This is a genomic window from Lentibacter algarum (genome assembly GCF_018860975.1).
GTDB lineage: Bacteria > Pseudomonadota > Alphaproteobacteria > Rhodobacterales > Rhodobacteraceae > Lentibacter > Lentibacter algarum_A.
On the sequence record NZ_JAHKQI010000005.1, the window covers coordinates 269,781 to 284,233 of the forward strand.

At 56.7% G+C, this 14,453-nt stretch carries 16 protein-coding genes; 13 read left to right on the forward strand and 3 right to left on the reverse strand.

All coding sequences use genetic code 11. The features are described 5' to 3' along the window. The first annotated feature begins 9 nt into the window (after positions 1–9). The 7 genes from ade (at position 10) to KO498_RS05715 (ending at position 6,212) form a co-directional block, all read left to right on the forward strand. Positions 10–1,707: an adenine deaminase gene (gene ade, locus KO498_RS05685; RefSeq protein WP_215958915.1), complete on the forward strand. Its 1,698-nt coding sequence runs from the start codon at positions 10–12 to the stop codon at positions 1,705–1,707. A gap of 128 nt (positions 1,708–1,835) precedes the next feature. After that, positions 1,836–2,180, forward strand: coding sequence for an ATP-dependent Clp protease adapter ClpS (clpS, locus tag KO498_RS05690; RefSeq protein ID WP_215958916.1), 345 nt, complete (start codon positions 1,836–1,838; stop codon positions 2,178–2,180). 31 nt (positions 2,181–2,211) lie between these two features. Further along, the gene (locus tag KO498_RS05695) at positions 2,212–3,201 is read left to right on the forward strand and encodes a class I SAM-dependent methyltransferase (protein WP_252731287.1); all 990 of its coding nucleotides are present in this window, start codon (positions 2,212–2,214) and stop codon (positions 3,199–3,201) included. Between the two features lie 45 nt (positions 3,202–3,246). Then, positions 3,247–4,050 carry an SDR family NAD(P)-dependent oxidoreductase gene (locus KO498_RS05700; RefSeq protein ID WP_215958917.1) on the forward strand — a complete coding sequence of 268 codons (804 nt, stop codon included), beginning with the start codon at positions 3,247–3,249 and terminating at the stop codon, positions 4,048–4,050. 10 nt (positions 4,051–4,060) lie between these two features. Beyond that, the gene (hemF, locus tag KO498_RS05705; protein WP_215958918.1) at positions 4,061–4,939 is read left to right on the forward strand and encodes an oxygen-dependent coproporphyrinogen oxidase; all 879 of its coding nucleotides are present in this window, start codon (positions 4,061–4,063) and stop codon (positions 4,937–4,939) included. Next, entirely contained in the window at positions 4,936–5,454 is a 519-nt protein-coding gene (locus KO498_RS05710) for a hypothetical protein (protein WP_252731288.1), read from the forward strand. Before hemF ends, KO498_RS05710 begins: the two co-directional genes overlap by 4 nt. Before the next feature lie 11 nt (positions 5,455–5,465). Next, positions 5,466–6,212, forward strand: coding sequence for an SDR family NAD(P)-dependent oxidoreductase (locus KO498_RS05715; RefSeq protein ID WP_215958919.1), 747 nt, complete (start codon positions 5,466–5,468; stop codon positions 6,210–6,212). Here KO498_RS05715 and hemE read toward each other — a convergent pair. After that, positions 6,209–7,243, reverse strand: coding sequence for a uroporphyrinogen decarboxylase (gene hemE / locus KO498_RS05720; RefSeq protein ID WP_215958920.1), 1,035 nt, complete (start codon positions 7,241–7,243; stop codon positions 6,209–6,211). The two genes, KO498_RS05715 and hemE, sit on opposite strands and share 4 nt — an antisense overlap. Positions 7,244–7,342: 99 nt before the next feature. On the opposite strand from hemE, the gene hemC reads away from it, so the two are divergent. The 5 genes from hemC (at position 7,343) to rpsO (ending at position 10,565) form a co-directional block, all read left to right on the forward strand. After that, complete coding sequence (gene hemC, locus KO498_RS05725; RefSeq protein ID WP_215958921.1) at positions 7,343–8,305, forward strand: hydroxymethylbilane synthase; 963 nt, start codon at positions 7,343–7,345, stop codon at positions 8,303–8,305. Between the two features lie 9 nt (positions 8,306–8,314). Continuing rightward, a complete protein-coding gene (locus tag KO498_RS05730; RefSeq protein WP_215958922.1) occupies positions 8,315–8,821 on the forward strand; it encodes a DUF1643 domain-containing protein in 507 nt (168 codons plus the stop codon). Positions 8,822–8,834: 13 nt separating this feature from the next. Then, on the forward strand, positions 8,835–9,113 hold the full coding sequence (locus KO498_RS05735) for a DUF5665 domain-containing protein (RefSeq protein WP_252731289.1): 279 nt from the start codon (positions 8,835–8,837) through the stop codon (positions 9,111–9,113). A gap of 75 nt (positions 9,114–9,188) precedes the next feature. Beyond that, on the forward strand, positions 9,189–10,139 hold the full coding sequence (locus KO498_RS18330) for a calcium-binding protein (protein ID WP_289847823.1): 951 nt from the start codon (positions 9,189–9,191) through the stop codon (positions 10,137–10,139). A gap of 156 nt (positions 10,140–10,295) precedes the next feature. Further along, positions 10,296–10,565, forward strand: coding sequence for a 30S ribosomal protein S15 (rpsO, locus tag KO498_RS05745; protein WP_215958924.1), 270 nt, complete (start codon positions 10,296–10,298; stop codon positions 10,563–10,565). A gap of 176 nt (positions 10,566–10,741) precedes the next feature. Here the strand turns inward: rpsO and KO498_RS05750 are convergent, their stop codons facing one another. After that, on the reverse strand, positions 10,742–11,212 hold the full coding sequence (locus KO498_RS05750) for a DsrE family protein (protein WP_215958925.1): 471 nt from the start codon (positions 11,210–11,212) through the stop codon (positions 10,742–10,744). 75 nt (positions 11,213–11,287) lie between these two features. After that, complete coding sequence (locus tag KO498_RS05755) at positions 11,288–11,980, reverse strand: SGNH/GDSL hydrolase family protein (RefSeq protein ID WP_215958926.1); 693 nt, start codon at positions 11,978–11,980, stop codon at positions 11,288–11,290. A 281-nt stretch (positions 11,981–12,261) separates the two neighbouring features. Here KO498_RS05755 and pnp point away from each other — a divergent pair, with 281 nt between their 5' ends. Next, entirely contained in the window at positions 12,262–14,403 is a 2,142-nt protein-coding gene (gene pnp / locus KO498_RS05760) for a polyribonucleotide nucleotidyltransferase (RefSeq protein WP_215958927.1), read from the forward strand. Positions 14,404–14,453 lie beyond the last annotated feature (50 nt).

The window sequence follows — 14,453 nt, forward strand, 5'->3', positions numbered from 1 at the left end:
GGGCTGAAGATGCTACCGACACTTGAAGAGCTGATTGCTGTGGCTAGGGGCGATGCGCCTGCCGACACTGTGCTGCGCGGAGGCGAAGTGTTTGACGTTGTCACCGGAGCGCTGATCAAGGGCGATGTGGCGATATACCAAGGGGTGATTGCGGGCATCGGTGAGGCCTATGAGGGCCGTGAAACCACTGATGTTAGCGGGATGACACTGGTGCCAGGGTTTATTGACACGCATCTGCATGTGGAAAGCTCGCTTGTCACACCGCATGAGTTTGACCGATGCGTCACCTCGAGGGGCGTGACCACGGCGATCTGTGATCCGCATGAGATTGCCAATGTGATGGGCGTTTCCGGCATCGAGTATTTCCTTGCTTGCGCCGAATGTCTGTTGATGGACTTGCGGGTCAACCTCTCAAGCTGTGTGCCATCAACCGAGATGGAAACCTCTGGCGCGCGGATACTGGCGGAAGACTTGGCGCCGCTGATGGGGCATGCTCAGGTAACAGGCCTTGCCGAGTTCATGAACTACCCGGGGGTTGTGCACCGCGATGCTGAGGCGATGAAAAAGCTGGAGTTGTTTCGCGGTATGCACATCGACGGGCATGCGCCGCTTTTGTCGGGGATTGATCTGAATGCATACATCAGCGCTGGTATCAGAACCGAGCATGAGGCGACGGGGCCTGAGGAGGCGCTAGAGAAGCTGCGTAAGGGCATGCGGGTGCTCATACGGGAAGGTTCTGTCAGCAAAGACCTGGAGGCGCTTGCTGAGGTGCTCGATGATTTCACCAGCGCCTACATGTGTCTGTGCACCGATGACCGCAACCCGCTTGATATCGCTGAACAGGGGCATCTGGACTATATGATCCGGCGGCTGATCGAGCGGGGCTGCTCTGCGCGGGCTGTTTACCGAGCGGCGAGCCTTTCGGCGGCGGAGGCTTTCGGGATGAAAGACCGCGGGCAAGTGTCGCCCGGCAAGCGCGCGGATATTGTCGCGGTTGGCAGTCTTGAGGCCTGTGATGTGCAGGCTGTGTGGGCGAGCGGTGTGCGGGTGAGCGACGAAGCCTTTGCTGCGCGGCCTGATGTAAGCCCTGTTGGGCGCGCCTCTGTGAAAGCGCCGAAGGTGACAGCAGAAGCGTTCCGTACCTCGGGCAACCGCGAAAGCACTGATGTTATTGGCATCATTGAAGGCAAGATCATCACTGAGCACCTGCATGAAGATATTCCGATTGTCGATGGTGACAAGCGGCCTGATGTGAGCCGTGATTTGGTGAAAATCGCGGTGATTGAACGGCACGGCGAGAACGGAAACATCGCGACCGGTTTTGTGCGCGGCTTCGGGCTGAAGCGCGGGGCGATTGCCTCGACGGTTTGCCATGACCATCACAACATTGCGGTTGTCGGCGCGGATTATGGCGATATGGCCTTGGCGGCGAATCGGCTGAGCGAGATCGAAGGCGGTTTTGTTGTTGTTGAAGATGGCAAGGTTTTGGCTGAGCTGGCGTTGCCGTTGGCAGGGTTGATGAGCCTTGAGAGCTTTGAGCGCGTGCACGAGATGCTGATACCGCTCAGGGCGGCGGCGGCGAGCTTGGATGTGGCGCTGCACGAGCCGTTTTTGCAACTGGCATTTCTGGCGCTGCCGGTGATTCCAAACCTGAAAATCACCGACCGAGGGCTGGTGGACGTAATGAAGTTTGAGATTATCGGTTAGGGCGGGATTTGAGTATTTTGCCAAAGGAAAAGCCGGAGCGTGAGGGTGCTTTGACTGCTGCCTCTTTTCAGCCGCGCGTGAAGGGTTATATAGGGCGGAGCACAAGCCAAAGCAGCAAAGCGGATTCGATGCGTAGTTTTGAACTGATCATGTCGGGCGATGATGATGGTGATGACGGGGGAGATACCTCGGTTCTTACCGCGACCAAACCCAAGACCAAGCGGCCACCACTTTATAAGGTGATGCTGCTCAATGATGATTTTACTCCGATGGAATTTGTTGTGCACGTGCTTGAGCGCTTTTTCGGGATGAACCAGGCGCAGGCCTTCGAGATCATGCTGACGGTGCACAAAAAGGGGCTGGCTGTGGTTGGGGTGTTCTCTGCCGAGATTGCCGAGACCAAAGTTGCGCAGGTTATGGATGCCGCGCGCCAGAACCAGCACCCGCTGCAATGCACGATGGAAAAGGAGTGAGCTGCGCCTCGCTTCGAAAGGGATTTCTGAGATGATGGACACGAGACTTTCACTCGCACTTGAGGCGGGGCATGTTGCTTTGCCGGAGGTTGGCGATATCGCGGTTTTTGGTGCGTCGGGGCAGGTGTTGACGGGTTTGCCAGCTGAGCGGCTGGTGCTGATCTGTGACGATGTGATCGCTGCAGAGAGCTACAAGGCGCAGGGCTACCATGTGCAGGTCGAGCCGCCAGAAAGTGCGGCGCTGGGGCTGGTTTTTGTGCCGCGCGGGCGCATTGAGGGGCGGGTGATGTTTGCGCGAGCTGCGGCGCTTGCGGCTGGTAAGCTTATTGTCGACGGGGCAAAGACGGACGGCATCGACAGCCACTTCAAGGAGTTGCGCGCGCGAGGTGATTGCACTGCTGCTTACAGCAAGGCGCATGGCAAGGTGTTTGCTTGTGACGTCACTGCGGAGGCCTTGGCCGACTGGGCGGAGCAGGGCGAGGGCGGAGAAAACGAGGCCGGCTTTTTCACTGTTCCGGGTGTGTTTTCTTCTGTGAAGGCCGACGAGGGCTCGCTGCTTTTGGCGGAGGCTTTGCCAGACAATCTTGGCAAGCATGTTGCTGATTTGGGCGCTGGCTGGGGCTACCTTTCGCGCGCGGTTCTGACACGCGAGAGCGTAGAGGAGCTGCACCTCGTTGAAGCAAGTAGTGCCGCCCTGAGCTGTGCCAAACGCAACCTGCCGGACGTGCGCGCGCAGTTTCATTGGGCAGATGCGACGCGCTGGGAGCCGAAGTTCAACTTTGACACTGTGGTGATGAACCCGCCGTTTCATGTTGGCCGTAAGGGTGTGCCCGAGCTTGGGCAGCAGTTCATCGACTCGGCTGCGAACATCCTGAAGGGGATGGGCAAGCTCTACATGGTTGCCAACCGGCATTTGCCTTATGAGGATATCCTGCGTGAGCGGTTCAAGTTTGTTGAAGAGATCGGCGGCAATACGCGGTTTAAGCTTCTGCATGCTGCGAAGCCGTCTCGCAAGCGCTGAGAAATTGCGCTAGGTCTAGTTGGATTCGAACAGAGGGAGAGCGGTATGTCGCTTTCGATTAGCGGAAAAACCGCGATTGTCACAGGCGCTGCTAACGGCGTTGGGCTCGCGATCGCAAGGCATTTCGTCGATAAGGGCGCCAATGTGATGTTCGCCGATATGGACGATGTGCGCCTTGCCAAGGAAGTTGGCGAGCAAGAAGAAGACAGCGCTATCCGCTTTTTCTCGGGTGATCTGCGAGAGAAGTTGACAATCACCAACCTGCTTTCAGCGACGATTGATGCGTTTGATCGGGTTGATATTCTGGTGAATGCCTCTCGGCAGGTGCTGCGCTCGGACCCGCTTAACCCTGATGATGACGCTGTTGAGATGGCGATACAACAAAACCTGATGACATCACTGCGGCTGAGCCAGGTTATAGCCAAACGGATGATCAAGCAGGCGGAGGGCGGTGACGGCACCGGCTCCAGCGGTTCGATCATCAACCTGTCGTCAATTCTTGCCAACCGTGCGCACCCCGAGTTGATGGCTCTGTCGATCTCAAACGCTGCGTTGGAGCAAATGACACGCTCGCTGGCCGTGGCTTTGGCTGACAAGCATATCAGAGTGAACGCCGTTGCGATGGGTTCGGTGATGAGCGCGAGCTTGCAAAAGAAGCTCAAGGAAAGCCCCGACTTTCGCGATGTGATCGAGAAAGGCACGCCTATGGGGCGTATCGCCAGCCCGACAGAGCTTGCGGAAGCGGTGCAGTTTCTCGCCTCTGACGGTGCGGGCTTCATGACAGGGCAGGTGCTCACGGTTGACGGCGGTCGCACCCTGCTTGATCCGGTCTCGGCACCTGCTCACTGAGGGAAGTATCATGAGTGATATGATTGAAGAAAAAGCCAAGGCCAGTGCTTGGTTTCGCTCTCTGCGCGACGACATTGTTGCTGCGTTTGAAGGGCTAGAAGCAAGTTTTGGCGGTGATGCGCCGCTGGGCACATTTGAGGTAAGCGACACCAAACGCAAAGCTGACGACGGTTCTGATGCGGGCGGTGGCCTGATGAGCGTCATGCGCGGCGGGCGCGTGTTTGAGAAAGTCGGGGTGAACATCTCGACGGTTTACGGCACCCTCGGTGAGCGTGCGCAGGCGGCTATGATGGCGCGCAAGGGCATGCCGGGGATGAAAGACGACCCGCGCTTTTGGGCGTCAGGCATTAGCCTCGTTGCGCATATGCAAAATCCGCACAGCCCTGCGGTCCATATGAACACGCGTATGTTCTGGACACCGCATGGCTGGTGGCTTGGGGGCGGCTCTGATCTCAACCCATGTATCGAGTATGCCGAGGACACCGCGCATTTTCACGCTGTTCAGCAAGAGCATTGCGACAAGCACGGTAGCGAGAATTACCCGCGGCTCAAAGCCTGGGCAGACGAATACTTTTATATTCCGCACCGCAACCGCGCGCGCGGGGTTGGCGGCATCTTTCTGGATGATCACAACACCGGCGACTGGGCCAAAGACTTTGCCTTCATTCAAGATATCGGGCGGGCGTTTCTGCCGGCCTTTGTGCCGCTCACCGAGAAGCGTATGCACCAGCCTTGGAATGAGGCCGACAAAGACGCGCAGCTCGTGCACCGTGGGCTCTATGCGGAGTATAACCTTGTCTATGATCGCGGCACCAAGTTTGGCCTTGAGACAGGCCATGACGCCAACGCAGTGTTGATGAGCCTGCCGCCAATGGCGAAGTGGGTTTGAAGCTCGCCAGTTATAAGCCCGGTCTGGTGATTGAGGTAAGCGACAGTATGCAGCGCGACTATAGTTATGAGCTTGCAGCGGACGTTGGTGTGCTTGGCGAGGGTTTTGAGCCGCATCACACTCCTGCCGAGATGCTGGCGATGGGCGTGTTTGAGGGCAAATATTGCAACGATTGCCGCGATGAACTTCCGGAAGAGTGGTTTGAGGGGGCAAAGCTTGCGGACAAGCCTGATCCATCGATCAATTACTTCGGCATCAAAAGCAGGCAGCCTTTGTCAGAATGGCGCAAAAAGGGCTGGATACTTGAACCTGACCCGCGTGGTTGGTTTCAATGGTATTGCCGATACTATCTTGGCCGTCGCATTGAGGCACTTGATGATGTGCAGATCAAACGCTGGCGCGGGTTTGCGCGACACGCAGGGCAGATCCGTGCCAACTGTGATCCCGGCGATATCTTTTGCCGTCCACGCCAGAGGCAAGGCTTGTTACAATGGGCATATGACCCGCTAATTTGAGAGAACGACAGATGAAAACCGCACTTGTAACAGGCGCCGCACGCGGCATTGGACTTGCAACCACAAAGCTGTTTCTGGCCGAGGGCTGGCGCGTGGCGATGGTTGATCGTGACGGCGACGAATTGGCAAAAGCGGCAGAGGGGCTGAGCAACGTGAAGGCGATTTGCCGTGATGTGTCGGTTGGTCAAGATGTCGGGGCGATCATAGCCGAAGTCACGGAGTGGGCAGGGCAACTCGACGCGCTGGTGAACAACGCGGGTGTGGCCGACTTTGGCCCGATTGACGAGACAGATTTTGCCCGCTGGCGCACAGTTATGGACACCAACCTCGACGGTGTATTCCGTATGTCGCAGGCCGCGGCACCCTTGCTCAAACGCGCCAAGGGAGCGGTTGTGAACATCGCTTCGATCAGCGGCTTGCGCGCATCAACTTTGCGCGTGGCTTACGGGACATCAAAAGCGGCGGTGATACACATGACCAAGCAGCAAGCGGCCGAGTGGGGCGAGTTTGGCGTGCGTGTGAACTGCGTTTGCCCCGGCCCTGTACGCACCAAACTGGCGATGGCGGTGCACTCGCAAGACATCATCGACGCCTATCACGACGCTATCCCGCTTGGCCGCTACGGCACGGAAGACGAGCTCGGCAATGTGATCACCTTCCTCTGCTCGGACAAAGCCAGCTACGTGACAGGGCAAGTGATTGCCGTTGACGGCGGGTTCGAGAGCACAGGCATCGGGCTACCAAGTTTGCGGAGTTAGTTGCCGCGAACAGTATCAATCATCAGCTGTACATTTTCCGGGTCGGCGTCAGGGGTGATGCCGTGGCCGAGGTTGAAGATATGTGGGCCGTTTGAGAAGGCGTCAACGATGCGGCGGGTTTCACTGACCAGAGCGTCGCCGCCCGTCACCATGTGTGATGACTTGAGGTTGCCTTGAACGCAGCCGCCTGTTTGCACGTTGGCGGCGGCCCATTCGGCTGTGACACCATCGTCGATCGCGATGCAGTCGGCGCCGATGGCTTTGTGCAGACCGACATAGCTTTCGCCCGCGCCACGCGGGAAGGCGATGACCGGCACTTCAGGGTGTAGTTTTTTGAGCGCTGCAGTGATCTGCGCGGCAGGCTTGACGGCGTAGTTGATAAAGTCGTCGCCCATCAAGGAACCTGCCCAGCTGTCAAACAGCTTCACCACTTCGGCCCCGGCTTTGATCTGCTCGGAGAGATAGCTCACGGTGGCCTCGGTGATGCGGCCTAGCAGTGCTTCAAACACCTCGCGGTTGCCATCTTTGAGCGCATGCGCTGGGCCTTGGTCGGGGGTGCCTTGTCCGGCGATCATATATGTCGCGACTGTCCAAGGCGCACCAGCAAAGCCGATGAGGGCTGTGTCGTCGGGTAGCTCCTTGCGCAGCAGCTTGACGGTCTCGTAGATCGGCGACAGGTGTTCATGGATCGCATCGGCGGGCTTGAGCGCGTCAAAGCCTGCTTTGTCGGTGATGGTCGAAAGCCGCGGGCCTTCGCCGGTGACAAACCAGAGGTCAGCTCCAAGCGCTTGCGGCACCAAGAGGATGTCGGCAAACAAGATCGCGGCGTCAAAACCATAGCGGCGGATGGGTTGCATGGTCACTTCACAGGCCAGCTCGGGATTGTAGCAGAGCTTCAGAAAATCACCCGCCTGCGCCCGTGTTGCGCGGTATTCAGGGAGGTAGCGACCAGCTTGCCGCATCATCCAGATTGGCGGTGTCGGTAGCGTTTCTCCGGCCAAAGCGCGCAGGATTTTCTTTTGCTGTGTCATGTGTCTCTCCTGAGGTGTTGCGGTTGTCGTCCCTTGACTGAGGCAAGATGTCAAGCATGAGGAGCTTGTCAGGGCAATCAGCCGCGCTTAAACGAGGGTATGGTTAAAGAACTCCCAACACCCGCTTCCCCGCTCAAGATAGGCACACGCGGCTCGCCGCTGGCATTGGCACAGGCTTACGAAACGCGCGAACGCTTGTCAGTGGCGTTTGACTTGCCGCAAGAGGCCTTTGAAGTCGTGGTGATAAAGACCACAGGCGACGACGCAGCGCTAATTGCAAAAGACAAACCGCTCAAGGAGCTCGGCGGTAAGGGGCTGTTTACCAAAGAGATCGAAGAGCAGCTTTTGAGCGGCGGCATCGATATTGCAGTGCATTCGATGAAAGACATGCCGACGTTGCAACCGACTGGCTTACTGCTCGACACCTATCTGCCGCGTGAAGACGTGCGCGATGCGTTCGTTTCGCTCAAATACGGCGCGCTGGGCGATGTGCCTGAAGGGGCTGTGATGGGCTCGTCTAGCCTGCGCCGCCGCGCGCAGCTTGCTCAGGGGCGGCCTGATCTAAACTTGGTCGAGTTTCGCGGCAATGTGCAGACACGCTTGAAGAAACTCGAAGACGGAACCGCCGATGCGACGTTCCTTGCTATGGCTGGCCTCACGCGCCTTGGGATGATCGGGCAAGTGCCGGCATCGCCGATTGAAGTGACCGACATGCTGCCTGCGGTGGCACAGGGGGCTATCGGTATTGAACGGCGCGGCGACGACTCGCGTGTCGCTGATATGCTTGCGGCCATTCACCATGTTGAAACGGGCCAACGCCTTGCCGCGGAGCGCGCTTTCCTTGCCGCGCTGGACGGCTCTTGCGAAACACCGATCGCAGCGCTTGCCGAGCTTAACGGCGGCAACTTGCGACTGCGCGGGCAGGTGCTGCGCCCCGATGGTAGCGAGGCGATCAATGATGACGTTACTGGCCCCATTGAAGACGGCGCCAAGATGGGCCGCGAGATGGCGGCGAAGCTGCTTAAGCAAGCTGGCCCTGACTTTTTCAGTTGGCGCGAATGATCACGCAGGATGATTGAACGAACCCACACCAAAGGCGACGCGCCTTCAACGGCTGTTTACTCGGATTGCGAGCGATATCGTTATAGCCTGACGCGCGTCTGGGAGCCTGAGGGCCGCCGCGTGTTGTTCATTATGCTCAACCCCTCGACGGCGACCGAGATGCAAAATGACCCGACAGTTGAGCGCTGTGAGCGACGGGCGCGAGCGCTTGGATTCGGGGCGTTTCAAGTGACCAATATCTTTGCATGGCGTGACACTGATCCGAAGAACATGCGCGCCGCTGCCGAGCCTGTCGGGCCGGAAAATGACCGGATCATTGCTGAAGGCTGCGCTTGGGCGGATCAGATCATCGCGGCTTGGGGCGCGCATGGTGATCACCTCGGGAGGGGCGCGTCAATGCAAGCCGTGCTGCGCGCAACCGGCTTGCCTGTGTCACACCTCGGCCTGACAAAAGCTGGCCATCCAAAGCATCCGCTATATATTGCTTACACGCAGCAACCTGAACTGTGGTTTTGAGGGCGGTTTTAAGATGACTGAAAAGACACCTGAAGAAATGCAACATGCTGTTGAACGGCTTACACAAGAAGTAGAGCGCCTCAACACGCACCGCTTTGTGACGCTGCATAACTCTTTGTGGCGGTTGCTTGGGTTCAACTTTATGCGCGGGTTGTTCTTTGGTCTTGGCTCGGTGCTGGGTGCAACCTTGCTGGTGTCGATGCTGGTTTACTGGGTTGGCCAGATCGAGTTTATTCCTGTGATCGGCGAGTGGGCCGGTCAAATTGTCGATCAGATCGAAAGCGGTCGTTAACCATTTGGACGTTAAAGTTTTGACGAATATGTCAGATTCGGCCTATGAATAGGTCGGGTTTATTGGAGTCGGATGATGCTCGTCCTTGTTGGTCTTATGGGTATGGCGGTTGTAGGCGCCACTGTGTTTATAGGGTTTGATGACTCTACAGACATTGACGACGCTCAGCCCGAAACACCCTCGGAGAGCAGTGCACCTGTGTCCGCTTTACTAGATGCCGGTCTCGATATCGGAGAAATCAGCTCTGGCGATGCTGAGGGTAATGTCATGAGCGGCACCAGCGGTGATGACCAGATGAACGGCTATGACGGCGATGACTTTGTCGAGGGTGATAGCGGCGATGATGATCTCTACGGTGCGGACGGTGATGATGAGTTGTTTGGCGGTCTCGGTCAGGATTCGTTGCACGGTGGCGCAGGCCAAGACGCGCTGTTTGGCGATGCCGATGATGACGACCTTTACGGACATGAAGATGATGACACGCTTGATGGCGGTCTTGGCGATGATGTTTTGCATGGTGGCAGCGGACAAGATGCGCTCACGGGTGATGCGGGCGACGACGCACTACACGGCGGGCTTGATAACGACAGCCTAACAGGGGGCGCGGGCGAAGATACACTGTTTGGCGGCACGGGTGACGACGTGCTCGATGGTCGCGATGGTGGCAGCACCGATTTCCTGAATGGCGGTGCCGGAAACGACAACATTATCGCCGGCAGCAACGACGTTGTGACAGCAGGCCTTGGCTCCGATGATATTGTGGTTGGCGACTGGATCGAAGCCGGAGAAGAGGTGCGAGTGCAAGACTTTACGCCAGAGGATGATCGCTTGATTGTTGTCTTTGACGGCGAAGAAGGTGCTGCGGACCCCGACGTTACGCTTCTCGCCGATGCATTTGATGAAGATGTCACTCATGTTCTGCTCAACGGCGAACTTGTTGCTGCAATAAACTCTCAAGTGCCAGTGACTTTTGATCATCTACTGATCATGGGGCACGCCGATGCGGCAACGCTGTTCGGCGCATAGCCTTAGAGCCGCCTTTGAAGGTTTTTCTTTTCATTTCAAATGAATCGGCCTATACGCCGCATTGTTCTGCCCCTCTCGGGTGAACACCTCTCATGGACCTTGCTGGACGACATCCCGGCTCGCGCCCGAACGAAACACTTTTTTAAGGAGACCCCGATGTCGATTACAGTAGAAGAAAAAACACGTTTGATGAAAGAATTCGCCACCAAAGAAGGCGATACAGGCTCACCTGAAGTTCAGGTTGCTATCCTTACATCACGTATCACAACGCTGACTGAGCACTTCAAAACCCACAAAAAAGACAACCACGGTCGCCGTGGCCTTTTGAAAATGGTTGCTCTGCGCCGTAAGCTTCTGGACTATACAAAAGCCAAAGACGAAGCGCGTTACCAAGACCTCATCAAGCGCCTCGGCATCCGCCGCTAAAGTGTTTCGCGTAAAATTAACTCAAGATTTTGCGCGTAGCACCCACCAGGCTGGCATGTCATGCAGCGCCTCGCTTTGATCCTGTCATAAGATAGTGGCGAGACGCTTTAAGCTTGATTGATTGCAAGAATTTATGACAACCGCGTCCCCGCAAGGAGGCGCGGTTTTTCTTTGTGTTACTTCCTGATCTGCACCAGAGCGTATCCCTCGGCTCGCAGCGCCCGCACTTGCTCAGGGCCAGAATCAGCAACATTGATATGCGCGGGAAAAGCAGAAGCTGGAACATCTCGCATCGCGGCATGGCCTCCGCAAACGTGTAACTCGGTGCCGGTGCTCGACATTTGCAAGGCTTTGCGGCTGATCTTTTGTGCTTTCGGGCCGGAAAAGTTCTGAGTGAGGCCAAACTGCTCGCTGCCGTGGGTGACAACCGCTATTTTCACGTCAGGGAACCTGTCGCGCAGCCGTTTGGAGTAGCGCTCTATGCGTGGCAACACCCAGCTAAGCGCGCTTTCGTCACCTTCCACCACCTCGAACACCACCCCGACGGGCGCGGTATCAGAGGCCAGCAACCCGTCGATATCCGCGCTGGCAGGGGCGGCAAAGAAGAGGCCGAAAAGGGCGGCAGCGAGTGTCAGAATACGGAGCATTTTTGGCCTTTCGCGTTGCTACAAGCCTAACGGCAGAGCCTGCCCTGATCAAGCTTAGGCCGGTTCACACCTTTGTTAGCGGCTCCGGTCAACTTTACGAATGAGTCTGGCAATTTCTTCACCGATCAGCTTACTGGCCTTGCGCGAAGGATGAATCCTGTCGGCGCTGTGAAAGCTTAGATCACCTTTCGGCACCAGTTTTGCTTGCGGAAGGAAAAAGACGCCTTTGTCGCGTTTGGAAAGCGCTTTGAGGCGGGCATCATAGATGTCGCCTTCGTCTTTGCAGTTTTCGATCGGAGAGCCGAAACCGGGGCTGCGCAGGTAGCCGAGGAAAACAACACGCGCGCCTGACTGGCGAATTTTGGCAACCAATGTGGGCACTTCGCCTTTGCGGCCGTCTTTGGAAACAAGCCGCTCCATGCGCCGCTCGCAAGCGCCGCAGCCACATCCGAGCATAAAGTCGTTGCCGCCGCCGGTGACGATCACCCAGTCATAGGGCCCACCGCGAAACTGGGTTCCGATTTTGAAACCCATCGCGCCGGAAATTGGTAGCCCATAAATGATCCGCGCACCTGACACCGAGTGGTTTAGCACCGGCTCGCCGAGTTCCTTTGCAGCTATGTCCGCGATCGACTGCTCGACACCACGATGCCACGCCATGTAGCTGTCGCCAATCGCAAGGATGCGCGGCACCGGTTTTGCGGATGTTTGAGCCTGAGCGGCACCGGACAACACCAAGGTAAAGAGAAGAACTAAAGGGAGGCGCATGAGATAATCTCGTCTGGTCAAAATGGCTTGGTTCGTCGTTAACTTGCCTAGTCTTGCACAGAAATTCTAGCAACTGGTTAAAAACACCCTCTACACGGCACGATGTTTGACAAAATCCTTGTTTCCAAACGCCCCAAACTCCTGTATGGCCGCCACATCTGAAAGGAAGTGCCGAGGCTCTGGCGCTTCAACGCATGATAGTTAAGGGCCGGCGGCAATGGGGCCGCCATTCAAACAGGAGACACGGGATACGCCTGTGAGTGCTCCTACAAGGAAACGATATGTTTAACGTAACTAAGAAATCGATCGAGTGGGGCGAAGAAACGCTGACACTCGAAACGGGCAAGATTGCCCGTCAGGCTGATGGCTGTGTCATCGCCACATTGGGTGAAACGTCGGTTATGGCCGCTGTGACTTTTGCCAAGAAGCAAAAGCCGGGTCAGGACTTCTTCCCGCTGACAGTTCACTACCAAGAGAAATACTATGCCGCGGGTAAGATCCCTGGTGGCTTCTTCAAGCGTGAAGCGCGCCCGACTGAAAAAGAGACGCTGACTGCGCGTCTTATCGACCGTCCAATTCGCCCGCTGTTTGTTCCTGGCTTCAAAAACGAAGTTCTGGTGATGTGCACCGTACTTTCGCATGATCTCGTCAATGACCCTGACATGGTTGCGATGATCGCGGCTTCAGCGGCTCTGACAATTTCTGGCGCACCGTTTATGGGCCCGATCGCCTGTGCGCGCGTTGGCTTTGAAGACGGTGAGTATATCCTCAACCCGACGGTTGATGACATGCAAGACCTCCGCAACAACCCTGATCAGCGCCTTGATCTTGTCGTTGCTGGTACCAAAGACGCGGTGATGATGGTTGAGTCAGAAGCTTATGAGCTGACCGAAGCAGAAATGCTCGGCGCGGTTAAGTTTGCCCACGACAACATCCAGCCAGTCATCGACTGCATCATTGATCTGGCCGAAGACGCTGCGAAAGAGCCGTTTGACTTCCAGCCTGCTGACTACTCAGAGCTTTATGAAGCTGTGAAAAAAGCTGGCGAGAAAGACATGCGCGCTGCTTTCGCAAACACTGACAAGCAAGAGCGCACAACGGCTGTCGCAGCTGCACGTGAAGTTGTTATGGCGGCTCTCACCGATGAGCAGCGTGATGACGTGAACCTCGGTTCAGCGATGAAGAAGCTCGAAGCGGGCATCCTGCGCGGCGACGTTGTCAAAACCGGCAAGCGTATCGACGGCCGTGCCCTCGACACCGTGCGCCCGATTGTCAGCGAAACAGGCATCCTGCCACGCACACACGGCTCAGCGCTTTTCACACGTGGTGAAACGCAAGGCCTCGTTGTGACAACGCTCGGCACCGGCGACGATGAGCAATTCATCGACGCGCTGCACGGCAACTTCAAGTCAAACTTCCTGCTGCACTACAACTTCCCTCCCTATTCGGTTGGTGAAGCTGGTCGCGTGGGCCCTCCCGGCCGCCGCGAAATTGGTCATGGTAAGCTGGCTTGGCGCGCGCTTCAGGCGGTACTGCCTGCAGCAACCGACTTCCCTTACACAGTTCGTTTGGTGTCAGAGATCACCGAGTCAAACGGCTCGTCATCTATGGCTTCTGTCTGTGGCGGCTCGCTCGCTATGATGGACGCAGGTGTTCCGCTTAAAGCGGCTGTTGCCGGTGTTGCTATGGGCCTCATTCTTGAGGAAGACGGCTCTTACGCGGTTCTGACCGACATCTTGGGTGACGAAGATCACCTCGGCGATATGGACTTCAAAGTTGCGGGTACTGCCGAAGGCATCACGTCACTTCAGATGGACATCAAAGTTGCGGGCATCACGCCAGAGATCATGGAGAAAGCCCTCGCGCAAGCGAAAGAGGGCCGCCTTCATATCCTTGACGAGATGAACAAAGCGCTGTCCGGCGCGGCTGACTTCTCGATCCACGCGCCACGCATCGAGACAATGCAGGTTCCAACCGACAAGATCCGTGAAGTGATCGGTTCGGGCGGTAAAGTGATCCGTGAAATCGTTGAAGTGTCAGGTGCTAAAGTTGACATCAACGACGAAGGCATCATCAAGATCGCGTCACCAAACGGCGAAGCGATCAAGAAGGCCTACGACATGATCCACTCAATCGTTGCCGAGCCGGAAGAAGGCAAAGTCTACGACGGTAAAGTTGTGAAGATCGTCGACTTCGGCGCCTTCGTTAACTTCTTCGGCAAGCGCGACGGCCTCGTGCACGTTTCGCAAATCGAAAACCGCCGCTTGAACCACCCTTCAGACGTTCTGAAAGAGGGCCAAGACGTGAAAGTGAAGCTCTTGGGCTTTGACGATCGCGGCAAGGTGCGCCTGTCGATGAAAGTTGTCGATCAGGAAACCGGCGAAGAAGTTGCGCCAGAAGCCAAAGAGAAAAAAGAAGACTAAGTCTTTCTTATTCTTGTAGCTAAACGAGGGGCCTCGGCAGAAATGTCGGG

Excerpts from the sequence above, each read along its gene's own strand:
- ade (WP_215958915.1), top strand. The coding sequence starts at position 10 with ATGCTACCGACACTTGAAGAGCTGATTGCTGTGGCTAGGGGCGATGCG.
- clpS (WP_215958916.1), top strand. The coding sequence starts at position 1,836 with ATGCGTAGTTTTGAACTGATCATGTCGGGCGATGATGATGGTGATGAC.
- KO498_RS05695 (WP_252731287.1), top strand. The coding sequence starts at position 2,212 with ATGATGGACACGAGACTTTCACTCGCACTTGAGGCGGGGCATGTTGCT.
- KO498_RS05700 (WP_215958917.1), top strand. The coding sequence starts at position 3,247 with ATGTCGCTTTCGATTAGCGGAAAAACCGCGATTGTCACAGGCGCTGCT.
- hemF (WP_215958918.1), top strand. The coding sequence starts at position 4,061 with ATGAGTGATATGATTGAAGAAAAAGCCAAGGCCAGTGCTTGGTTTCGC.
- KO498_RS05715 (WP_215958919.1), top strand. The coding sequence starts at position 5,466 with ATGAAAACCGCACTTGTAACAGGCGCCGCACGCGGCATTGGACTTGCA.
- hemE (WP_215958920.1), bottom strand. The coding sequence starts at position 7,243 with ATGACACAGCAAAAGAAAATCCTGCGCGCTTTGGCCGGAGAAACGCTA.
- hemC (WP_215958921.1), top strand. The coding sequence starts at position 7,343 with ATGGTTAAAGAACTCCCAACACCCGCTTCCCCGCTCAAGATAGGCACA.
- KO498_RS05730 (WP_215958922.1), top strand. The coding sequence starts at position 8,315 with ATGATTGAACGAACCCACACCAAAGGCGACGCGCCTTCAACGGCTGTT.
- KO498_RS05735 (WP_252731289.1), top strand. The coding sequence starts at position 8,835 with ATGACTGAAAAGACACCTGAAGAAATGCAACATGCTGTTGAACGGCTT.
- KO498_RS18330 (WP_289847823.1), top strand. The coding sequence starts at position 9,189 with ATGCTCGTCCTTGTTGGTCTTATGGGTATGGCGGTTGTAGGCGCCACT.
- rpsO (WP_215958924.1), top strand. The coding sequence starts at position 10,296 with ATGTCGATTACAGTAGAAGAAAAAACACGTTTGATGAAAGAATTCGCC.
- KO498_RS05750 (WP_215958925.1), bottom strand. The coding sequence starts at position 11,212 with ATGCTCCGTATTCTGACACTCGCTGCCGCCCTTTTCGGCCTCTTCTTT.
- KO498_RS05755 (WP_215958926.1), bottom strand. The coding sequence starts at position 11,980 with ATGCGCCTCCCTTTAGTTCTTCTCTTTACCTTGGTGTTGTCCGGTGCC.
- pnp (WP_215958927.1), top strand. The coding sequence starts at position 12,262 with ATGTTTAACGTAACTAAGAAATCGATCGAGTGGGGCGAAGAAACGCTG.